This window comes from Psychrobacter urativorans (genome assembly GCF_904846675.1).
GTDB lineage: Bacteria > Pseudomonadota > Gammaproteobacteria > Pseudomonadales > Moraxellaceae > Psychrobacter > Psychrobacter urativorans_B.
Genome location: NZ_CAJHBT010000010.1, coordinates 49,621 through 72,697, shown reverse-complemented (window position 1 = coordinate 72,697; position 23,077 = coordinate 49,621). Strand labels below are relative to the sequence as shown.

The following is a 23,077-nucleotide window of genomic DNA, read 5'->3' as shown; positions in this document are numbered from 1 at the left end:
AATAATAACACTAAGTAAGTGAGCCTTATCATGAGCCAAGTAGATCCTAAGCAATCTTTGCAAACCCGCTCTTTGAATAACCGTTCGTTAAACATATTGGTTATCATGGATCCTGTTGAGCAGGTTAACTATAAAAAAGATACTAGCCTAGCGATGATGTGGTCGGCGCAAGATCGTGGTCATCAGCTTGGCTATTGTCAAATTCATGATTTGTGGTTGGATCGCGGTCAGTTAATGATAGATTCGCAGCCGGTAACGGTAAAGCGCGACCCGCAAGACTTTTATACGTTAGGTGAAAAAGCCACTTGTCTGGTGGGCGACTATGATGTGATTTTGATGCGTAAAGACCCCCCGTTTGATATGCGCTTTATTTATGCCACTTATATGCTCGACCATGCTAAGGCGGCAGGCGTGTTAGTAGTCAACGATCCACAAGCCATTCGCGACTGTAATGAAAAACTATTTGCCACTTGGTTTAGTGATTATATGAGCCCGACTATTGTGACCAGCAAACAGGCTCATATTCGTAAATTTATCACAGAGCAGCAAGACGTTATTGTCAAACCACTCGATGGTATGGGCGGTACCGGAATCTTTCGTCTCACTGACGATAGCCCAAATATCGGGGTCACGCTGGAAATATTAACCGAGCTTGAAACCTTACCGATTATGGCGCAGCGTTATTTGCCAGAGATTAAAGATGGGGATAAACGCGTATTGATTGTTGATGGGGTGGTGGTGGATTATTCCCTAGCGCGTATTCCAATCAAAGGTGAGACCCGCGGTAATTTAGCAGCTGGTGGGAGTGGGGTTGCGATGCCATTAACTGATATCGAACGCCAAGTGGCACAAGTGGTTGCGCCGATTGTTAAAGAAAAAGGTTTGATGTTTGTCGGATTAGATTTGATTGGCGGCCGTATTACTGAGATCAACGTCACCAGCCCCACTTGTGTTCGGGAGATTGACGACCAGTGTGGTACGGATATCGCAACAGATCTAATACTAGCGATAGAAGCGCGCTGTTAAACAGGCTTAGCAGTAGTGCAGCTCTTAACAAAGTTTTCTTAATAGCGAATACAACTATTTAACCGTTATCTTAGCTCAGAAAATGCTATATATCTGCGAGTGATTTCGTCTATACTATGCGGGCTTTTACAAAGCTGGGCCGGATGTCTCAAAGCTGGCTGGAATGTTGAAAAAAGCATTTTTGCTATTTTTTTTTAGACTTTGTATGACCTATTTTGTAACCCTTTAATATTAATTAATGAAGACAATCAAGGCAGGCATTGATGAAGACACCGCATATATTAATGATGGCTGCAGGTACTGGTGGGCATGTATTTCCAGCACTTGCAGTCAGTGAAGAGCTGGCTCGGCGCGGTGCGGTTATTCATTGGCTAGGCACGCCAGCTGGTATGGAGAACGATTTGGTGCAGCCGACCGGTTACGCCTTTCACGCTATCGCCATGCAAGGTCTACGCGGTAAAGGCATAGGGCGGCTGTTAAAATTGCCAGTCACCTTGCTATCAACAACGATGGCGGTCATCAAAGTTATTCGTAGTAATAAGATAGATATAGTGGTAGGTTTTGGCGGCTATGTGTCGGCACCAGGTGGTATTGCCGCACGAATGACGGGGACACCGCTAATTATCCATGAACAAAATGCGATCGCGGGTATGAGCAATCGCTATTTGGCCAAAATGGCTATCAAAGTCCTGCAGGCTTTCGAGAATACCTTTGCCAATAGTAAGCTTGGTTCTAAGCTGGAAACCGTGGGTAATCCGGTACGTAATGCTATCACTGGTGTGGCTGAGCCATTGACACGTTATAATGTCAATGATCAATCGCCGCTCCGGTTATTGGTAGTGGGCGGCTCATTGGGTGCACAAGTGCTTAACGATACGGTCCCTAAGGCGCTCGCACTGATAGAAAGACCCTTTGAGGTACGCCATCAATGTGGGCGTAATAATGAAGTTGTCACCCAAGCGGCTTATGATAGTGAGGATTTAAGCCCTCATCAGATCGCGGTACAGCCTTTTATTGAGGATATGGCTGCTGCTTATGATTGGGCAGACATCCTCGTTTGCCGGGCAGGGGCATTGACCGTTACCGAAATCCAAAACGTCGGTATCGCGGCGATTTTTGTACCTCTGCCAAGTGCGGTCGACGATCATCAAACGGCTAATGCACGTACCTTGACGCTACACGATGCCGCGATTTTATTGCCCCAAACTGAACTGACGCCCAAACGTCTAAGCAATGAGCTGACCGCCCTGAATCGACATGCCTGTTTAGAGATGGCTAAAAAAGGTTATGCACTTGCCAATCGTAATGCCAGTAAGCAAGTAGCTGAAATTATTTGGCAGACGTTATAGATAACGTCTTAGTCTATACCATTTCAAGTGCTATTCTTCTCTCTCCAAACTCTACTTATCCGTATTTTATTAGCCTTTAATAAAGAGAAATTTCTATGTCGACATCTGCTTCTGCTGCCGCCAAATCTGTCACACCACCCAATAATGTGTTGCCTAAGCGTCTGATTGAGATTCCAGAGATGCGCCGGATACAGCATTTGCATTTTGTAGGTATTGGTGGATCGGGAATGTGCGGTATTGCTGAAGTAATGAATAACCAAGGGTATCAAGTAAGTGGTTCGGATATTACTGAAAGCCCTGTAACCAAACGTTTACAGGGCATTGGAGTCGAGATATTTATTGGACATGATTCCAAAAATATTGAACATGCGGACGTGGTGGTGGTGTCATCTGCCATTGACCGCAGTAATCCTGAAATTAAAGCTGCACTCAAAGCTCGTTTGCCAGTCGTTCGCCGTGCCGATATGCTTGGTGAATTGATGCGCTATCGTCACGGTATCGCTGTTGCCGGCGCGCATGGCAAAACCACTACCACCAGTTTGCTAACCACTATGCTTGCCGAAGGACAGCTTGATCCTACTTATATCATTGGCGGTAGGCTGAATGCCTCAGGTAAGAATGCAGCACTCGGCAGCAGTCGTTTTTTAGTCGCTGAAGCGGATGAGTCCGATGCGTCATTTTTAACATTACACCCTATGGCAGCGATTGTGACCAATATCGACCAAGACCATATGGAAACTTATGGTAATAGCTTTGATAAATTAAAAGCCGCTTATATTCAATTTTTACAAAATATGCCTTTTTATGGCTTGGCTGTTGTCTGCGGTGATGATACTGAACTGTATGCGATGATTGATGACATCGGACGACCGGTATTGACCTTTGGGCTTGAACCTTTCAACGATGTCCAAGCCATCGATGTGGTTAGCGAAGGTACTAAAACTCACTTCACCGTTTTGCGCCGTGAACATGAGCCGTTAAAGCTCACCTTAAATATTCCTGGTATTCATAACGTCTACAACGCCCTTGCTGCCATTACAATGGCAACCGATGAAGGCGTTGATGATGAGGCGATTAAGCGCGCGCTACAAAAATTTGAAGGTGTCGGCCGCCGTTTCGAGCAGCATCAGCCTGTTGCTATTGATGGTGGTGACGTCTTGCTGATCGATGATTATGGTCATCATCCAAGAGAAGTCGATGCCACCATTAAAGCGGCGCGCCAAAGCTTTCCTGATCGCCGTTTAGTCATGCTGTTTCAACCGCATCGTTATAGCCGTACTCGCGATTGTTTTGATGATTTCGTCGAAGTGTTATCTAGCGTCGATGAGTTGTTATTGTTGGACGTGTACTCAGCAGGTGAGAGCCCAATAGCTGGCGCAGATACCAAGACATTGGCGCGTAGTATTCGTCTGCGCGGTATGGTTGAGCCTACCATTATTGATAAAGACAATATTGCTCCGGTTATGCAGCGGCTACTACAAGCCAATGATATGCTCCTTACTCAAGGCGCTGGCAATATCGGTCAGATTGCCATCGACTTGATTGCCAATAACTTATATGTTAAATAACAAACCACCTTAAGTAAAAAAACTATCTAAAGTAAGACCCCAAAAGAACTTTAGGAACTCTCCTCATGCCCATTAATAATAATCGAGAAAATATCAAAGATATAAGTAACATCAATAACAATATCGATGTTACGGATGCTGTTAACAACAGTGAGGATACAGCAAAGATTGCAAATCCGGAGCCGGCGTTAGCGGCTGCCGCCCAGACCGAGCAAGACAACAGTCAAAAGAATAAGCAAAGCGATGAGCAACTACCAAGCGTAATCCCTAGCAAAGTGCAAGATGCTAGCATGTTTGGTAAAGTCGCAGTTATTTATGGCGGCACTAGTAATGAGCGCAGCGTTTCTTTAGATAGTGGCGCGGCGGTATTACAGGCGCTACAGAATCAAGGGGTTGATGCCACGCATTTTGACCCTAAGCACCAAGACATTAACGAGCTGCGCGATTATGATCGTGCTTTTAATGTTTTGCATGGCCGCGGCGGGGAAGATGGCTTGTTGCAAGGGGTGCTGCAATGGTTGAACATTCCGCAAACCGGATCTGGCATCCTAGCCTCGGCGCTAGGCATGGATAAGGTACGTACCAAGCAGCTATGGCAAGGTTGCGGTTTATCAACTGCACCATTCTCATTATTGACTGCTGATACCGATTGGCAGCAAGTGGTTAATATGCTGGGCTTACCGCTCATTATCAAGCCAGTACACGAAGGCTCTAGTATTGGCATGACTAAAGTCAATCACTTAGATGAGCTGCCTGCCGCTTATGCCACTGCTATTGGCTGCGGTGATGCGGTAATGGCTGAACGCTGGATTACCGGTCGCGAATTTACGATTGCTATTGTTGATGACGAGGCTTATCCGGTTATTCGTTTAGAGCCTGCGGACATCACTAATTTCTATGATTTTGAAGCCAAATATAACCGTAATGATACCAGCTACTACATTCCCTGCGGCCTGAGTGCTAGCGATGAGAAGCATCTACAAGCGCTAAGTCTTGCCGCTTTTCGTGCCGTTGATGCCAAAGGTTGGGGACGTATCGATGCGATGCAAGATAATAGCGGTAACTTTTGGCTACTAGAAATTAATACCGTGCCAGGGATGACCAGTCATAGCTTAGTTCCTATGGCAGCAAAAGCACGCGGCATCGATTTTGAAGCTCTATGCTGGCATATCTTAGCGCAGACGTTATAATTAAATCTGTATTTCGATAGCCGATATAAGATAGGCAGCCTATTCCATATTTCTATAAAATATATAACCTTTGCGCCGTTGCAAATATATTTTAGCTCGTCTCTAACACAGCTTCGTGTAAACTTGTGTAAATTCAGCGCTTACAGCATGGGTTAAGCTATTGTTTATGATGAAAATACGTTAATATTGTAAGCACTATTATAATTTGCCAATCTCAAGCTATTTAGAGTTTTTGTAAGGTAAATAATTATCAGTGACAAGCTGTCAGCGAATATTTTTCAGTAAAAAACTGTGATAGCGATATATTACTGATGAGCTCAAGTAAAATTCAGTTAATAGTTACCAAATAATACTGGCAACCTGATAGTTAATGTTTTTCGTATGTAATCAATAGCGTTTACTCGATTCACTAAATAACAGATATATCAAAAATAGGGACGAATGTAATTATGGCTCAAACTGTCAACGACCTAACTGACTTAATGAGCGATAAGACGGATCGTCCGAAGCGTAGTATGCAATTGCCCCCTACAGCCAAATATATTTTTATGGCCCTGGTTATTGGGTTGCTATTATTGATACTAGTTATGGGCGGCAAAGCATTACGTGATGCGCCGCCAGCTGCTATTCAGGTTAGTAGTCAAGGGCTGACAGCCACGCAATATCAGGCGTTGCAGCTGACCATGAGTCAGCAGTCGGTGAGTAGTTTTTTTACCACTGACTTGCAAACGCTGCGTGATATTGCTGTCAAGCTGGCTTGGGTAGATCAAGTGAGTGTGACACGTGATTGGCAGCGCGGTATCGTGATTACTGCATTGCCCAAGAAGGCAATTGCAAATTTCGGTACAGAACGATTGGTTGATGCTAAAGGGGTGGTCTTTGTTCCCGCTGATAGCCAAGAGTTGACGCAGGGGCAGTTTGCCACTTTGCAAGGTGAGATTAATCAGGCCCCGGTTATTATGCAGCAAATGCAACAAATTAATGGCTGGTATGCGCCACTTGATATGCAGGTCGAAGATATTATCCTGACTCCACGTATGACCTGGCTGATCCGCTTTAGTAGCGGCCTAAGGGTCATTGTGGATAACGAGAATACCGCACAAAAGCTACTGAACTTAAGCCAATTATTAGGCAACCAATTAAGCACGCGTCGCGATAATATGCAATCGATAGACTTACGTTATAAAAATGGTTTTACTATTGCGTGGCATATTAAAGAGTCGTAAGCTTAAGAGGAAATGGAGACTGGACAGCCTGAACCGTCATTTGTTTTCATAGTTTGCCTGCATGATGAGCCTGTTTGCTGGAGTTGCAGTGAACCTTAGTCTTGTTCTAAATATATTAGTTGTAATGAATTTTACACTCTTTTCGATGATTTAATTGAGACGTCATGTAGTCTCCTGTTTAGCGATAATTTGTTTGGTACCATGAAAAATACTGAAAATCTGGTTGTTGTCCACCTTAGTGCCACTGCAGTTTATGTCGTGATTGGCAGTGTTGTGTCTGCAAAAGATGTACGCATTATGGGCGTGGGACATGTTAAGAATAGCGACTTTTATCAAGGCCGAATTAAGCACCGTGAACGCTTGCAAAGTGCGATCAAACAAGCCATTCAAGAAGCTGAAGATATTGCCAATTGCCGCGTACATAGTGTGTGGTTAACCTTGTCAACGCCTGAATTATTGAGTAAAAATAGCGCCGGTCACGTAACGGTTGAGCAAGATGTGGTGCGCACTAAAGATATGGTGCAAGCACTGTCTAATGCTAAGTCACAAGATTTGCCGTCCGATTATTATTTGATGCATTGTTGTCAGCAAGGTATCTATATCGATGATCAAGACAACATTGTTGATGATGCTATTGATATGTTTGCAAAAGACATCACTGTGATGTATCACATGATGATGATGCCGGTCGCTAGTCGCCAGAATTTACAAAAGCTACTGCAAGGCTGTGATGTTGGTGTCGACCATGTGGTATTTGATGCCGTTACTAGTGCTGAATATAGCCTTATAACTGAAGAGCGTCAGCAGGGTATTTGCTTGGTAGATATCGGTGCTAGCACTACCAGTATTTGTGTCTATAAAGAAAACAAGCTGGTCTTTACCCATTGCGTTGCTACTGGTAGCCATGAAGTAACGATGGATATTTCAGCAGATTTCGGTATTTCAATGATAGAAGCTGAAAAGCTTAAAAAATTGCACGGTACGGTCGATGTTCATAGCATAGACCCCAGTGCATTTTTTATATTTAGACCACAGGGCTCAGGCGACGAGATCAATGTCAGCGTTTATAAGCTTGCGCAAATTATCGAAGCACGTTATGTCAGTATCTTTACTGAAGTCATGAAGCAACTGCATGACGCTGACTTGGTAGGTTACATTGATCGCGGTATTGTACTGACGGGTGGAGGCAGTGCCATTAAAGGTATGATACCATTCGCCAAAAAGCTACTAAGAATGCCAGCCGTATTGACTAACACTCATCCTCATATTAGTGTTTATAATCATTTTGATAATGAGGCATCGATTAAGCAGCTGAATACTCATATTAATGATCGAGCATATCAGACGGCTTTTGGTACTTTACTCTATAGTCAAAGTGAGCAGTTTCGTCATAGCGAACAAAGTGAAATTGAAGCCATAGAAAAAGCCCGCGATCAAAGTATGTTTCAAGGTGTCGGTCAACGCTTTAGTAGTATGCTTAAAAAAATACTCTAATAAATTACTGTAAGATACCCTTAGAGTGTTACTGATAGATACTAGATAAAAGCTCAAAACAGTCTATAAGCTGCACACCTTTATTACCCTATTTTATTTGGATATTTATATATATAGTACGTCGATAGTATGTCATGCGAGTGCCTCAGCATATATCGACCCTTATACTATCTGCAACTGGAGAACCTTTTTTATGTCAAAATACACCATGCCAGATGACAATCAAGCTCAAAATAATGGTCAGGCCCGCTTCATAGTATTTGGAGTCGGTGGCGGCGGCGGTAATGCGGTTGAACATATGGTACAACACGGTATCAAAGGCGTGACTTTTGTCTGTGCCAATACGGACAAGCAAGCCCTCGACCGTCTAACAGCTCCTCACAAGCTACAATTGGGGGCCAAGAGTAATCGTGGCCTTGGCGCTGGCGCCAATCCAGAAGTGGGACGTGAAGCTGCCGAAAGTGAAGAAGAGGCCATTCGTACCTTACTTGAAAATGCAGATATGGTATTTATCACAGCTGGTATGGGTGGCGGTACGGGTACGGGAGCCGCGCCGGTTGTGGCACGTATTGCTAAAGAGATGGAAGTACTGACCGTAGCGGTTGTGACCACGCCATTCAAGTTTGAAGGTGGTAAACGTATCAAAGCCGCTCAGGCTGGTATTGAGCAGCTGGCCAATTTTGTGGATTCTATTATTACTATTCCTAACGACAAGCTGATGAGTGTCTATGGCAATATCTCTATGAAAGACGCTTTTAAAAAAGCAGATGACGTGCTTTTGCACGCCGTACAAGGCATCGCTGAGACTATCGCCAGCGAAGGTATGATTAACATTGACTTTAATGACATACGCACGGCGATGACGGCTAAAGGTCATGCGATGATGGGTATTGGCCGTGCCAGTGGCGATAATCGCGCCCGTGAAGCGACTGAAAAAGCCATTAAATCGCCATTACTTGACGATCTACGTTTAGAAAACGCCAAAGGTTTGCTGGTTAACGTTATCTCTTCTGAGTCTTTATCTTTAGACGAATTTAGCAAAATTAGTGAAATCGTTGAAGACATTACTGATATCGATGACGCTCATATCTTCTATGGTTCGGTGATTGACGAGGACATGAATGATGACTTACACGTTACTGTCATTGCTACGGGTCTTACCTTAAATGAAGAGGCAGAACCGGAGCTACCAGTACCTTCTGTGACTAGCACTCAGCCAGTTGATCCTAATTTGCATACCAGTGCTCTAAACAGCCAAACGCAGTCAAAAACTCAGATGTATCAAGACAGTGTTACCCGCTCATCAGCGGTGCAAGAACAACCACAAACTAAAACCAATAGTATTCAAGACTATCTTAAGCGCCAACAGAACAAATAACTGAGATAGTGTTTTTGCTATACTTTGATGAAACGGTCTGATTAAATAGTTCGGAATTGACTTAATGTATGGTTGTATTAAACAACTGTCTTAAATAGCTATCCTAATTGATGACATCAACAATTAAAAAAGCCAGTGCTGAGACGCTGGCTTTTTTGTGTTCATCGATTGCAATTAAGTGCAAAAGTCATACTTTTACTACCTATAGGCTTGTCTTTTTACCATTACTATCCGTAAATAGCATCTAAGGATTACCTTGGATGAGCATAATTAATCAAAGAAATGAGGAATTTAGCGTTTTTTGACTATAGCGAATAAGGGTCAGCTAATGGTACACTATGGCAATTGTAACAAAATATGTGAGAAAGCAGCCATGAATCAACGAACTATAAACACCGCAATAGCTATTACAGGTATTGGTTTGCATAGTGGCCAGCCTGTTGACTTGGAGTTTCATCCGCAATCTATCAATACCGGAGTCGTCTTCGAGCGCTCGGATATTGCTGGTTGTGAGCCGATTCCTGCTAGTGCCTTTTTGGTACAAGACACCATGATGTCATCCAATTTAGTCTTTGGGGGTACCCGCGTGGGTACAGTTGAGCATCTATTAAGTGCAATTGCCGGACTGGGGGTGGATAATCTACTGATTCGCGTGTCTGCAAGTGAGATTCCGATTATGGATGGTAGCGCTGCCCCATTTGTAGGCTTGTTACTACAAGCGGGACTTCGTGAACAAGACAGTCCGAAGAAATTTTTAAAAATTATACGTCCGGTACGGGTCAAGGTCGATGATAAATGGGCAGAATTACGTCCGTATGATGGTTTTGAGCTAAATTTTGAGATTGATTTTGATCATCCAGCCTTTAATAAAGACTTTCAGCATGCCCAGCTGCAATTTTCTACTCAGAACTTTATTGAAGAGCTGAGTGCTGCCCGTACTTTTGGCTTTCTAAATGATATTGAAGCTTTACGTAAGAATAACCTAGCGTTAGGCGGCAGTATGGACAATGCTATTGTTATTGATGAAGCAAAAATTTTGAATGCCGAAGGTTTGCGCTTTGCTGACGAATTTGTCCGTCATAAGATTTTAGATGCGTTAGGTGATTTATATTTAATTGGTTATCCGCTATTAGGTCGTTTTAATGCCTATAAATCTGGCCATGCCCTAAATAACTTATTAGTACGTGAGATATTGTCAGATAAAAATAACTATGAAGTTGTAACTTTTGATGACAATGTAACTTGCCCCATCCAGTATTTACCTTTAACCGGGTTAACTGTCGAGGGATGAATACACGAATATACACGATGTATCGCAACATTTACGTAAGATTACATAGGCTTGAGCTCAGTTAGAAGCTATACTCATATTATCAATATGAGTATAATTATAGTTAATTGCTAAAACCTAGTCACCACCAACGCTTCACCGCAATAAGAAACGCCTGATTGTTAAATCCACATTATGGATCTAACAATCAGACGTTTTTTATTATTTATAGAATTAGGAAAACATGGCAAGTTGGTCAGCTTTTAACGATTTTATTTACACAAGTTTACATTGTAAGGTAGATGTTTTTAGTCATTTAGTAGGCGCAGAAGGGCATTTTTGAGATTTTTATCAGTGGTGACATGCTTTGCAGCCTGTGATATAGTCCGTTTTGTTCTTTGGCTAAGGGCCTGATTATCATTAGCTTCGTAAGACTTTAATGAGGTTGTTAGCGGTGCTGATTGCTCCTTAAATGAGGCGTTAGCAGCAGGAGTTTTGGTTACCACGACACGTATCTGCTTGAGTTGTTGAAATGTAATTGACTGCTCCGTTAAGATCCGCAGATAAGCGTTTTGTAAGTAACGAATATGATTTGCCGCCGTCATTGAGCTTACACTGAGCGTTAATTGCTCAGTAGTTAGTCCCACGACCCAACAGGTATCAAGTATTTCATCCGGTAGACACTCTACCAGAAGCGTTTTTACCTCATTGGTCGCCTGTGTATAAAGACGCATATTATCAGCAAGGCTTCGTGGTAGTGCGCTACCAGCAAATGCCTGATGATCAATAAGCTGAGCGAGGCGATTAGGCTGTTTTTTTGACATCGTAGATACTCATCTAATAGGTGATGTTGCAGCGAATAGATTTAAAGCTGCTTTACACAGAATAGATAGCAAGCCTTTTATAAAGCGGATAACTAGATTGGTAATGATGCCCAGTTAACCACTGCAGACAAAAGGGCACGCTGTTGAACTTAAGATTTTATCATGTTTGTTTGACGATTATATCTTCTAAATTAATTGCTGCTTTGTCATGGATGACGAGCAATCTTGCATTAACAATAGGTAGTAAATTTATGAAAAAGGCTTTATTAATTTTGTCAGTATTGGGAATGGGCGTGGTACAAACGAGTGGTGCCGCTGTAAATACCATCTCAAATAGTACACTGACTTATAGCAGAGCAAATATCTCTAATTCCTACGGTTCTTCGCAAAATATTTATAGTACCAATAGTGGTGCTCATGTCTCTAGTAATGACGAAATCAGTCGAGCTATCAATAACCTTAGCGCTCATGCTAAGCAAAAAGAATACCAGTTAGCGACACTAACTAACCGCTTATATACTAAAAAACAACAACAGCAGTATGGCTCAGTTCCAGACCGCAATTCAGCCCCTGCTATAGCAGCTGCACGCGCTTCAAGCGTGGCACGGTCTAGAAGCTCTGGATATTGCGCCCGTTACGTACGTAAAGCGCTACAATCCGCTGGTTATGAATTCAGACCTAATCCTTCAGCCTATCAGTATGCCAGTCGTGGCACCCTTAGCAGTGCAGGCTTCAGCAAAATTAGTAATGACATGCAGCCACAAGTGGGCGATGTTGTCGTTTATGATCGCAGCTCAAGACATCCACACGGGCACATCCAGATTTTTGATGGTGGTGACTGGGTATCTGATTTCCGTCAAAATAGTATTAGCCCATACAGTGGTGCTTATAGTTATACCACATGGCGCGATTCGCAATATGTTGACGATGCATCAAACCGTGGTATCTACCTTGCTATGGCTGATAAATAAGGTCTAATAGACCAATGCCTTTATAATGCATTTACTGTTTTTCCTAACTCAGTAGTGACCTCAATGTCATTACTGAGTTTTTTCATTTCATGGTTTATCATAATTATTTGTGGCCGAGCTTAGCGTAATAAAATTTATTCAGCTCATACACTTTAACTAGTCTCGCTTAATTTAGTGCTCTTTGATGATCGAACCTTGACCAATAGCGACGCTGATGAAAGTCGGGTGGGGAAGCATGGGCAGGGGCAAAGTATAAAGAAACATCATTTAGTTTTAAAATTACGCAAGGATGGAGCCGTTTAATATAATCGATACTAGAAAATTTATCTTTGCTATCGCTATTATTTAATAAGCACAATGGTAATTGATCTAAAGGTATACCAAAGCTGCGTTCATAGTGATAGTTTGGAGCGTTGATACTAGAAGCTATTGAATGTAAAGTTGATTCCAATCGGTTTTTGTCCATAGGTGAGAATTCAGGCCAATTGATATGGGCTAGTGTTTGTTCATCTGTTTGTCGCAATGGTGTTGGTGGTAACGTCGACGGGCTGCGGTAACTCTCAAACTGATAAAGGGCATAATTTCCATTAGGGCTGGCATTAATCTCGATATAGTCTGTTGCTATATCGGGGTTCTGTTTTTTATAAAGACTCTGTGCTGCATTAGAATCCGTAGAGCTGCTTGCTATAAAACACTCAAGGCAGGTCTGCTCCCAAAGATAATCGGTAAATTTGACCTGTGCTGGTTCCCAAGCTGGCCAGCTTAATTGGGTGGCTAAATGAGTGCTGGACAATTGGACGTGATAGGTAAGCCACAGTTGCGGTATTGGCTGCGGTACAATTGAGGCGCTAACCGAAACGTTGATATTCTGTAGTTGCAGGGGAGTCACGCCCAGTTGTTGCGCATCTAGCAATAAAGTCTCGGTGGCTAAGCGTAAATTAAAAATTTGACTCATAGTTCTCGTTCAACGTGAATAGTGGTTAAGAAGGTGGTTAAAATCATTAGTTCTGGCTTAATATCCGAGATTTGATTTAATACTTCAATAATATATGGGCAATATAAAAGCCGCGAACAATTATAGGTCGCGGCTTTTATAAGTTCTAATACAGATAAGCTTTAATACATGTGAGTCTCAATGCTGATGGTGCTGACAACGTTAGGCATTGTGTCGTTTGCATTGCCTTTTATATGTAGAGAATTAAGCGTGACGAACTAGATTTGACAGTTTTGGATTGGCATTGGGGTTTTGACGCAGTAATAAAGCCATACGTCCAATGGTATGAATCACATTAGCATTTGCAGTAGTGGCAAGCTCGGTGCTGACCACATCACGATCATGCTTGCTACCGGCTGGTAGTTTTACCTTGATTAATTCGTGATCTGATAGAGCACGGTCAATCTCTTCAGTAATGGCAGGAGTAATGCCATTATTGCCAATCATAACGACAGGTTTAAGCTCATGACCAATGCCTTTTAGACGTTTAATCGTAGCGTTATCAAGTTCCATAAAATTCCTAAGCGTGGGTAAATATAAAAGTCAGGGTGAATAATCGTATCCTCATGAATAATTGTATCATCATGATAGTGGTGATTAAAATGACTCTATTTAAAAATAAAAGACGATGTTATCAAAAATATTAATGAGCATAATAAATAATCTGTGTCCATCTTGCATGAAATCAGCACGATTTTACGTGATGGAAATGTTAAACTGACTGTCTTGCCGCATTATAGACGCTACTGACCTATAAAGCTGCTAAATCATTAACCGTACCGTCAATTTCAGAAATTAATAAATAGCCATTATTAGGCAGTGCGATTGATTGAACATATAAATTGATGACATAAAAAGCAGGTAGTCGCGTATTAACGCGTTGTAAAGCAATAGGAGCAGGTATTTTGGCCACGCGCATTGAAAATAAAAAGTTGTCAAAAAGCAGCCGTGTTTGGATGAAAGAACATATTGACGATCATTATGTAAAAAGAGCTCAAAAAGAGGGCTATCGTGCGCGCGCCGCCTTTAAATTACTTGAAATTAACGAAAAATCCAAATTAATATGTAGTGGCATGACCGTTGTTGATTTGGGCAGTGCCCCAGGCAGCTGGTCACAGGTGGCGGGTAGATTAGTGGGTGACAAGGGTACCTTAGTCGCTTCCGATATTTTGCCGATGGATAAATTGGAGAATGTGACCTTTATACAAGGCGATTTTCGTGAAGCAGACGTCTTTGATAGTATTATGGCTAAGGTTGGCGATCGGCAAGTGGATGTGGTGTTGTCTGATATGGCGCCCAATACTTCAGGTAATAGTGCGGTAGATCAACCACGTATGATGGATTTGTGCGAGCTGGCTGTGGACTTTGCCTTGGCGACATTACCAGAAGGTGGCGCGTTGATTATGAAAGTGTTTCAGGGCGAAGGCTCGCAAGAATTGCGCAAGCAGATGCAACCGAAATTTAGTAAAATTCGTAGTATTAAGCCGAATGCATCGCGTCCACGCTCAAAAGAGATGTTTTGGATTGCGATTAAATAGGCTATAGTTTCAATAGGATGTATCAATAGTATTCTATATAATATATGGTATACAACGGACTTAGAGCCGCTCGAAAATCGCTACATTTGTTAACTGAATAAACGACTATTCAGGTTGAATTATTCAAGTTAATACCACATATCAGGGTATATTAACTTTGTTTTAAGCAATTGTTTCAAACAAAGTCGTCTGACAACGATTAACTCATAATCTTCATCATTTACCTTTAAGTCGTATGGTTATTAACGGCTACGACACGCTGATAGAGCATCATTGCTAATATTATAAGTTCAAGTCAGCAGGTTGATAATCATGGCCAGTAATAGAAAGAAAGGTTCAGTAGATAGTGAGTAATAACGGTGGGGACGTCACGTGTTTAGTAAACACACCAATAAGTAAGGGATGGGAATAACTAGTGAGCGACATGGTAAAAAATACCTTATTGTGGCTGGTGGTAATCGGCGTTTTAGTGCTGGTGTTTAGCGGCTTTGACCAATCGTCTGAGCCCGATAACCTTAACTACTCTGAATTTGTGACCGCAGTGTCTGAAAATCAAGTAGCCAGTGTTGAAATTGACGGCGAGCAGATCACCGGCGAGAAGAAAAATGGTTCAGAATTTGAGACCATTCGTCCAGCTGTGGCCGATGAACAGCTGATGCCGTTACTGCGTGAGAATCAAGTCGATATCCAAGGGACTGCGCCAAAACGTCAGAGCGTCTTGATGCAGCTTTTAATTGCCAGCTTCCCAATCTTACTGATCATTGGTCTGTTCTTGTTCTTTATGCGCAAGATGCAAGGCGGCGCTGGTGGTAAAGGCGGCAGTCCGATGAGCTTTGGTAAATCAAAAGCCAAAATGCTCACTGAAGATCAAATCAACGTGAACTTTGGAGATGTGGCGGGCTGTGAAGAGGCCAAAGAAGAAGTTGTGGAAGTGGTCGAGTTCTTACGTGATCCGGACAGATTTACTAAGCTTGGTGCGACTATCCCACGCGGTATTTTGATGGTTGGTCCACCCGGTACTGGTAAAACTCTGTTAGCAAGAGCCATTGCTGGTGAGGCTAAAGTACCGTTCTTCTCAATCTCAGGTTCTGACTTTGTTGAGATGTTTGTCGGTGTCGGTGCCTCACGAGTACGCGATATGTTCGAGCAAGCAAAGAAAAGTGCGCCTTGTATCATCTTCATTGATGAGATTGATGCGGTCGGTCGCCATCGTGGCTCTGGTACAGGTGGCGGTAACGATGAGCGTGAACAAACGCTTAACCAGTTGCTGGTCGAAATGGATGGCTTTGATGAGAATGAAGGCGTCATCGTCATTGCTGCAACTAACCGTGCAGATGTTCTGGATAAAGCCCTGTTGCGCCCCGGTCGTTTTGACCGTCAGGTGCAGGTAGGCTTGCCAGATATTAAAGGTCGTGAGCAGATTCTAAAAGTGCATTTGCGGAAATTACCGAATACTACCGGTGTCGATGCCAACTCACTTGCTCGTGGTACGCCTGGGTTCACTGGTGCGCAATTGGCCAACCTTGTGAACGAAGCGGCATTATTTGCAGCCCGTCGTAACAAGAGAAGCGTCGATATGAATGACTTCGAAGACGCTAAAGACAAGCTATACATGGGTCCTGAACGTAAATCAATGGTGATACGTGAAGAAGAACGCCGAGCTACGGCTTACCATGAGTCTGGTCATGCGTTAGTGGCTGAGCTGCTACCGGGTACCGATCCGGTGCATAAAGTGACTATTATGCCGCGCGGATTTGCCCTTGGGGTGACGTGGCAGTTGCCTGAGCATGATCAAACTAGCCTTTATAAGTCAAAAATGCTCAGTGATCTCGCTATTCTATTTGGTGGTCGTATTGCAGAAGAAGTCTTTATCCATCAGCAGTCAACCGGTGCTTCTAACGACTTTGAGCGTGCGACCAAAATGGCACGCGCTATGGTTACTAAATACGGTATGTCTGATGCCCTAGGTATCATGGTCTACGAAGATGACGATAGCTCGCAAGGTTATTTTGGTGGCAGCCGTACTATTTCAGAAGCGACGCAGCAAAAAGTCGATGAAGAAGTACGCCGGATGTTAGAGGAGCAATATGATATCGCTCGTGAGCTGATTGAAGGCAATCAAGATAAAATGCATGCGATGGTTGATGCTTTGATGAAATGGGAAACCATTGATCGCGATCAGTTGCAGGATATCTTGGCAGGTGAAGATCCTCGTCCACCAAGAGTTTATCAGCATACTGAAATAAACCTATCGAAAGACGATAATAAGACTTCTGGCTCAACACCGCCGCCATTACCAGCAATGTAATCTTATTAAAATATGAATATTTAGCATAAAGAGTCCTTTTTTATAAAGGGCTTTTTTTATGGCTACTGTTTTGGGATGGTTTGGTTTTAGGACAGCATAAATTTAGAACCAGATAAGATTTACTGGTATGATGAGCTAAGAGAGTTATAACAGCTCTTTATAAATTCACTAACGATGGATGATTTATGTCATTGTTCCAGGCTTTACCTGTTTATACCGTGTCTAGTCGCGGTAAAGTCCTAGATTTATCGCAGCCGCATATTATGGGCATTCTCAATGTGACCCCAGACTCGTTTTCAGATGGCGGTCATTTTAATGGGATAGATAAAGCGGTTGCGCACTGCAAGCAAATGCTAGATGCGGGCGCGACTATCATAGATATTGGTGGTGAATCTACCCGTCCAAATGCTGAAGCGGTTGCGACTAGCGAAGAAATAAAGCGCGTAGTACCAGTAGTTGCCGCGATAAGGCAACAGTGTGGTGATGCAGTTTGGTTATCTATCGATACCAGCAATCCTATGGTTATGCAGGCAGCATTTGTGGCGGGCGCTGATATTTGGAATGATATACGTGCTTTGAAACGTGAAGGCGCCGCAGCAATGGCTGCTCAGCTGGATATACCTGTGATGCTTATGCATATGCGCGGCGAACCGACCACTATGAACACTCTTGCGCAATATGAAGATGTCATTAATGAAGTAAGGGCTGAATTAACGGCTCGTATTGGTGAGGTGACCCAGCTTGGTGTCAGGCGTGATAATATAATTATTGATCCAGGCTTTGGTTTTGCGAAGAATTATGATCATCACTGCGCATTATTAACCCAGCTTAATAAATTACAAGGTCTTGGGCTGCCAGTGATGTTCGGTATCTCGCGCAAACGTTTTTTAGCAGAAGTGTTGACTAATAGTAGCGTTACCGCAGTGGCGGAGACTCAAGCACTGGAGCGAGACTCTGCGGGCACTGCCGCTGGACTCTTTGCATTACAACAAGGGGCGAGTATTATTCGTACCCATAACGTGGCGATGATGCAACAAGCAGTAGCACTATGGCAGCAGTTATCTGACTATAATCAGCGCAAATTGTAGTTAATACACACTGTAGTTAGTACAAGCTATAATCAGCAAGAGTTATGTTTAAAAAGAATAATAAATAGCAGCAGTTTTAATAATGATAAGTGTCATTAAGCACCACATAACCTTTGTATCCCAGTTTATATATATTATATTCAATAATGAGACTATCTTTATGATGACAACCAACTCAGATATCCAAAACCAGCCAGAACCCAGCAATGATCAGCGCCGTATTATCTATCAAGCCCGCCGCGGGCTAAAAGAGCTGGACTTCTATATTGATCCCTACGTGAAAGAGCTATATCTGACGGCATCACCTGCTGAGCAAGAAACCTTTGAGCAAATGCTCACTCATGAAGATCCTGATTTATTAGATTATTTTACCAATCAAGATAAGCCAGAAGACGAAGCAATATGGACATTGGTTAATAAGATTAAGACCTGGCGTCATGCTAAAGACCTTTAGTAGCTTTTTTTAATAGCTATATTTTAGAGATATCGCGCCCATGAAGTCCTTACGTATTGATATGCCAATACAGCCATCTAGCCGTTTACGGGTTTTGTTATATGGCAGTTTGACGAGTGCGCTGATATCATTAGCGTGGCTAGCTGAATTATCGTTGTGGCAGTATGTATTGATATTAATTATTGGGTCCGCGGTATACAGTTATCTGGCGTTGTCTCGACCAATATTACTGCACTTAAGCCAACCGCCACTACATCAACGAGTGGACCAAGGATGGCAATTGCTGATGCGATCGAGTCGCGGCGATGCATTATGGCAAGCTGAGTTGGTAAAGGTGTATCGCTATCAGTTATTCATTCATTTTGAGTTTATAATTAATGAGCCTTACCAACGTTCTCTATCAGTGACTGTATTTCGCGACCAAGTTAGCGCTGAGGAATGGCAAGAGTTAAATATCTTAGCCAACGTTATCCCGACTACCGCTATTTAGGTAGATAATAGTTCTTAGGTGCTTAATAAATTGTTAGTCGTGTATTACGGTTAGTATTTTACGATTAGCCCTGATTTTTCTTGTATACACTAACTAACGAAGCTCTACATGCTATAACAAAACACCTATCTGCCGGTAGAAGAGATTTGCTATATTAGATGGTAATTTGCTTGGTATTGATTTATAAGAGTTTCAACAATAATGTCGTACTATTTATATGACATTATTTATTATTATACGACGATACTCAATAGCATAAGCGATAGCCAATTAGTTAATAATAAAAGGATGTCATTATGAGCTTATTAGGGAATTTAGTTTCACAAGTTGCGCGCAGTGCCATTGATCCAGAAGATAGCCAACGCAACCCTATCAATCAGCGTATTACCCCGCGTCGTACTGGTGGTCTGGGTGATATTTTGGGTGGTGTGTTAACAGGAAGTCATAATCAACCACGTGATTATAATCCGCAGCAGTATGAGCGCCATCAGGACAATCACTTCGGTTTAGATGACATCTTAGGTGGTCTAATCGGCGGTAATAAGCCAGGTAACACCAGTGCGAGTTCTGGCGGATTGGGTGATATTTTAGGTAGCGTTTTGGGTGGTCAAAGTAATAGAAGTGGATTTAGTGGTAAAGGCATGTTGGTTGCTGCCCTTATGCCCATGGTCCTAAGTTGGATTCAGCGTAATGGTGGTCTCAGTGGTGCGCTATCGAAAATAACTGGCATGGGTTATGAGAATCAAGCACAGTCTTGGATGAGCAATCATGAGTTAAATGACAATCTAGACCCTAATGAAGTCCATCGTCTGTTTGATGAAAAAGAAATTCAACAAGTAGCGGCGCATACCGGCGCTAATGATATGGAAGTTCGTCAAGGATTGGCTGAATTATTACCTGAGGTTATGAATCAGCTAACTCCGCATGGTAATTTAGATAATGAAACAGAAGCAAATCAGGAAATCGAGCAGATTATCAGTCAACTATCTAACCGTCTGGGAGCTTTGAAGTAAAGTAATGGTTTTTTAGGATAAATGTTATAAATTAAAGATTAACAATCAAAGAGAGCATGCCTGTTGGTGTGCTTTTTTTATGGTTCATGTATTCACATACTATAAGCTCTATTGATGGTTTAGAGTTATCTTTGCCTTTAAATAAATATGTTAAAAATGGTGATTGTTAGAGCAGGCTAATAACAATAGTTATATAATTAATTTAATTTTACTTCATTACTAACTTTATCCAATAAATATTTTTAAGTCATAATATTTTTATTCTATTATATGGACATTTTACAAGGATGTAACGATGATGCCGTTTAAGCCTATTCCTGCCGCTATTGCCATATTGGTCGGTTTGATAATATGGTTTGTTATACCCGTTCCTACTGGGGTCACGCCTGAAGCGTGGCATATGTTGGCACTATTTATCGCGACCATCGTTGCTATCATCGGTAAAGTACTACCTATTGGCGCGATTGCTATTATCGCGGTGACATTGGTAGCAGTCACTGGCGTGACGAATGACAGCCCAAAAGAGGCAATAAGTGATGCGCTATCAAGCTATTCAAGTCCGTTGATTTGGTTGATTGGTATCGCGGTCATGATTTCACGGGGTTTGATAAAGACTGGTTTGGGGCGCCGTATTGCTTATTATTTTATTTCTATTTTTGGCAAAAAAACCATTGGTGTTGCCTATTCCTTGACAGCTGCGGAGCTGATGATTGCACCAATAACGCCTTCTAATACTGCCCGAGGTGGCGGTATTATTCACCCCATTATGAAGTCCATTGCCCAAAGCTTTCATTCAACCCCCGAAGAGGGCACACAAAAAAAGATTGGCCGCTATCTGGCAATGGTCAATTATCACGGCAACCCGATCACCTCAGGCATGTTTATTACCGCTACTGCTCCCAACCCTTTAGTAGTTGATTTAGTTAATAAGGCCACAGGCGGCGATATCCAACTGTCGTGGACGACGTGGGCGGTGGCAATGTTTATACCAGGAATGCTGTGTTTGGTATTGATGCCGATAGTGATTTATCTGATTTATCCTCCTGAGGTAAAAGAGACGCCTGATGCCAAGACCTTTGCTAAAGACAACTTGGCAGAAATGGGTCATGTCAGTATGCAAGAAAAAATAATGCTCGGTGTATTTGCTTTAATGTTACTATTGTGGGCAAATATTCCTGCGCTTATCTTTGGTGAACAATGGAGCGTCGATGCTACGACGACGGCTTTTATTGGATTGACGACCTTAATACTAACTGGTGTTCTGACTTGGGATGATATTCTGAAAGAAAAATCAGCATGGGATACCATTATCTGGTTTGGTGCGCTGATTATGATGGCTTCTTATTTGAGCAAACTCGGCTTAATCAGTTGGTTTTCAAGCAATATTGAGAGCATGATTGGCATGACGGGTGTTGGCTGGGTGGGCGCAGTGGCGATTTTGACGTTAGTTTACTTATATATCCATTACTTTTTTGCCAGTACCACCGCGCATATTACTGCTTTGTTCGCCGCGTTTTACGCGGTAGGGTTAGCCTTGGGTGCACCGCCGATGCTCTATGCATTAATACTTGCAGCAGCGGGTAATATTATGATGACGCTGACCCATTATGCTACGGGTACAGCACCGATTATCTTTAACTCAGGTTATGTGACGTTAGGGGAGTGGTGGAGTATTGGGGCGATAATGAGTGTGGTCAATCTAGTGGTTTGGATTGGCGCGGGTCTCATTTGGTGGAAGTTGCTCGGCTATTATTAAAAGTTATTAAGTATTATTGATGAGTAATAACTTTTGAGAAGGTGCGAGAAGTTTAAGCTAAAAACGCTCATCTAATGTATTTAGAGTATATTTAAGCGCTTGAAAGCATATATCACTATTAAAGCCGCGATATTGCAAAAAACGCAATTGTCGCGCTTTATCTTTTTGTTCGATAGGTACATCGTCACCGTACTTTTTAATACGTGCCGTTACCGCCAGTTTAAGCCAATCAACCCCTTCAACCATGCTATCAGCGCTGTCATCGATAAATTCAATAAACTCATCAGACTCACTATTTGCCATGTCAATTAGCTCATCAATATTGCTGGGCATGGCTATTTTTTTATGGTAAAACTCCTGCTTAATTCGACCGCGTCCCCGGCCTTTACGAATACTTTCGCGGATAAGCATTAGGGTGGTGCGGTAGTCACTTTGATAGCCCTTACTCTCAAACTCTTCCAATAAGGCATCGATCTTATGGACATCTTGCTCTTTATCCAGTAACTTTTGCTTCAATTCAGCCTTGCCATATTCACGCCGCGATAAATAATAAAATGCCAGCCAACGCAAACGACTTTCGGCTTTAATAGCGTCTGTTTCTGCTTGTCGCTGTTCGGGAGTACGCAGGTAAGCTTTGAGCGCAGAGGGCAGGTTATCGACCTCTTTGGTTCCCTTAACAGATTCTGAATTAGTGTCTATCTTTATAGAGGTATGAGTAGCACTTTCATTAATATTCTTATCATGAACCTCATGCTTCACCTCCGCGAGCATCTCTTTAATGCTTTGTGGTTCAGGCAGCTGATAGTTGGGAGCAGCATTAGGCTCAATCGTAAAATTTGAAGCAGGATGAAAGCGTTTTTTTCGCTTTTTAGACTTAGTTTTAAAGGATTTAGATGAGGAAGGAGTATTGGAATCAAAAGTTGTAGAGTCATTAATATCAGCGGCGTCAGAAGACCGATACTGTTTGGAATTTAGGTATTCTATCTTGGATTCAGCGGGGAGTTTATGAGCATTGCTAATAGCTTTGGAAGGTTGTTTTTGTTTGGAGCTTTTTCGTTTGGATTTAGCCAAGCTAGCCGAGTCGGATTCTGACTCGGCTAGAATTTCGGCTAATGTTTTAATTTTCATAACAGTCGATCG

Annotated in this window: 20 protein-coding genes; 16 read left to right on the top strand and 4 right to left on the bottom strand. The window is 42.5% G+C overall.

The genetic code is table 11. The features are described from left to right. Nucleotides 1-30 precede the first annotated feature (30 nt). From gshB to lpxC, 8 genes are all read left to right on the top strand, one after another. Nucleotides 31-1,026 carry a glutathione synthase gene (gene gshB, locus JMY06_RS06555; RefSeq protein ID WP_201617328.1) on the top strand — a complete coding sequence of 332 codons (996 nt, stop codon included), beginning with the start codon at nt 31-33 and terminating at the stop codon, nt 1,024-1,026. 263 nt (nt 1,027-1,289) lie between these two features. Continuing rightward, nucleotides 1,290-2,375: an undecaprenyldiphospho-muramoylpentapeptide beta-N-acetylglucosaminyltransferase gene (murG, locus tag JMY06_RS06550; protein ID WP_201617326.1), complete on the top strand. Its 1,086-nt coding sequence runs from the start codon at nt 1,290-1,292 to the stop codon at nt 2,373-2,375. A gap of 95 nt (nt 2,376-2,470) precedes the next feature. Beyond that, nucleotides 2,471-3,943, top strand: a complete 1,473-nt coding sequence (murC, locus tag JMY06_RS06545) for a UDP-N-acetylmuramate--L-alanine ligase (RefSeq protein WP_201617324.1) — start codon at nt 2,471-2,473, stop codon at nt 3,941-3,943. Between the two features lie 275 nt (nt 3,944-4,218). Continuing rightward, a complete protein-coding gene (locus JMY06_RS06540) occupies nt 4,219-5,133 on the top strand; it encodes a D-alanine--D-alanine ligase (protein ID WP_227672219.1) in 915 nt (304 codons plus the stop codon). A 449-nt stretch (nt 5,134-5,582) separates the two neighbouring features. Continuing rightward, nucleotides 5,583-6,359, top strand: coding sequence for a cell division protein FtsQ/DivIB (locus tag JMY06_RS06535; protein WP_201529484.1), 777 nt, complete (start codon nt 5,583-5,585; stop codon nt 6,357-6,359). A gap of 201 nt (nt 6,360-6,560) precedes the next feature. Next, the gene (gene ftsA / locus JMY06_RS06530; protein ID WP_201617322.1) at nt 6,561-7,853 is read left to right on the top strand and encodes a cell division protein FtsA; all 1,293 of its coding nucleotides are present in this window, start codon (nt 6,561-6,563) and stop codon (nt 7,851-7,853) included. A 193-nt stretch (nt 7,854-8,046) separates the two neighbouring features. Continuing rightward, nucleotides 8,047-9,231, top strand: a complete 1,185-nt coding sequence (ftsZ, locus tag JMY06_RS06525; protein WP_201529480.1) for a cell division protein FtsZ — start codon at nt 8,047-8,049, stop codon at nt 9,229-9,231. A gap of 373 nt (nt 9,232-9,604) precedes the next feature. After that, entirely contained in the window at nt 9,605-10,522 is a 918-nt protein-coding gene (lpxC, locus tag JMY06_RS06520) for a UDP-3-O-acyl-N-acetylglucosamine deacetylase (RefSeq protein ID WP_201617320.1), read from the top strand. Between the two features lie 287 nt (nt 10,523-10,809). Here lpxC and JMY06_RS06515 read toward each other — a convergent pair whose 3' ends face one another. Then, entirely contained in the window at nt 10,810-11,325 is a 516-nt protein-coding gene (locus JMY06_RS06515; RefSeq protein WP_201617318.1) for a hypothetical protein, read from the bottom strand. A gap of 251 nt (nt 11,326-11,576) precedes the next feature. Here JMY06_RS06515 and JMY06_RS06510 point away from each other — a divergent pair, with 251 nt between their 5' ends. Further along, nucleotides 11,577-12,296 (top strand): CHAP domain-containing protein, encoded by a 720-nt coding sequence (locus JMY06_RS06510; RefSeq protein WP_201617316.1) that lies wholly within the window; start codon nt 11,577-11,579, stop codon nt 12,294-12,296. Nucleotides 12,297-12,462: 166 nt separating this feature from the next. On the opposite strand, the gene JMY06_RS06505 is transcribed toward JMY06_RS06510, so the two are convergent. After that, nucleotides 12,463-13,251, bottom strand: coding sequence for a hypothetical protein (locus tag JMY06_RS06505; RefSeq protein WP_201617308.1), 789 nt, complete (start codon nt 13,249-13,251; stop codon nt 12,463-12,465). A 243-nt stretch (nt 13,252-13,494) separates the two neighbouring features. Further along, a complete protein-coding gene (locus JMY06_RS06500; protein ID WP_201529470.1) occupies nt 13,495-13,803 on the bottom strand; it encodes a YhbY family RNA-binding protein in 309 nt (102 codons plus the stop codon). Between the two features lie 392 nt (nt 13,804-14,195). Between JMY06_RS06500 and JMY06_RS06495 the strand changes: the two genes are divergently transcribed. The 7 genes from JMY06_RS06495 to JMY06_RS06465 all read left to right on the top strand — a co-directional run bounded on the left by JMY06_RS06495 (nt 14,196) and on the right by JMY06_RS06465 (nt 21,937). Then, complete coding sequence (locus tag JMY06_RS06495; protein WP_201617306.1) at nt 14,196-14,828, top strand: RlmE family RNA methyltransferase; 633 nt, start codon at nt 14,196-14,198, stop codon at nt 14,826-14,828. A 415-nt stretch (nt 14,829-15,243) separates the two neighbouring features. Continuing rightward, on the top strand, nt 15,244-17,136 hold the full coding sequence (ftsH, locus tag JMY06_RS06490) for an ATP-dependent zinc metalloprotease FtsH (RefSeq protein WP_320157852.1): 1,893 nt from the start codon (nt 15,244-15,246) through the stop codon (nt 17,134-17,136). A 185-nt stretch (nt 17,137-17,321) separates the two neighbouring features. Continuing rightward, nucleotides 17,322-18,224, top strand: coding sequence for a dihydropteroate synthase (gene folP / locus JMY06_RS06485; RefSeq protein ID WP_201617304.1), 903 nt, complete (start codon nt 17,322-17,324; stop codon nt 18,222-18,224). Nucleotides 18,225-18,384: 160 nt separating this feature from the next. After that, nucleotides 18,385-18,678 (top strand): succinate dehydrogenase assembly factor 2, encoded by a 294-nt coding sequence (locus JMY06_RS06480; protein WP_413786896.1) that lies wholly within the window; start codon nt 18,385-18,387, stop codon nt 18,676-18,678. A gap of 40 nt (nt 18,679-18,718) precedes the next feature. After that, nucleotides 18,719-19,168: a hypothetical protein gene (locus tag JMY06_RS06475; RefSeq protein ID WP_227672215.1), complete on the top strand. Its 450-nt coding sequence runs from the start codon at nt 18,719-18,721 to the stop codon at nt 19,166-19,168. A 296-nt stretch (nt 19,169-19,464) separates the two neighbouring features. Beyond that, nucleotides 19,465-20,181 (top strand): YidB family protein, encoded by a 717-nt coding sequence (locus JMY06_RS06470; protein ID WP_201529973.1) that lies wholly within the window; start codon nt 19,465-19,467, stop codon nt 20,179-20,181. 298 nt (nt 20,182-20,479) lie between these two features. Beyond that, the gene (locus tag JMY06_RS06465) at nt 20,480-21,937 is read left to right on the top strand and encodes an anion permease (RefSeq protein WP_201617361.1); all 1,458 of its coding nucleotides are present in this window, start codon (nt 20,480-20,482) and stop codon (nt 21,935-21,937) included. 57 nt (nt 21,938-21,994) lie between these two features. Here JMY06_RS06465 and JMY06_RS06460 read toward each other — a convergent pair whose 3' ends face one another. Then, nucleotides 21,995-23,065, bottom strand: coding sequence for a regulatory protein RecX (locus tag JMY06_RS06460; RefSeq protein ID WP_201617302.1), 1,071 nt, complete (start codon nt 23,063-23,065; stop codon nt 21,995-21,997). Nucleotides 23,066-23,077 lie beyond the last annotated feature (12 nt).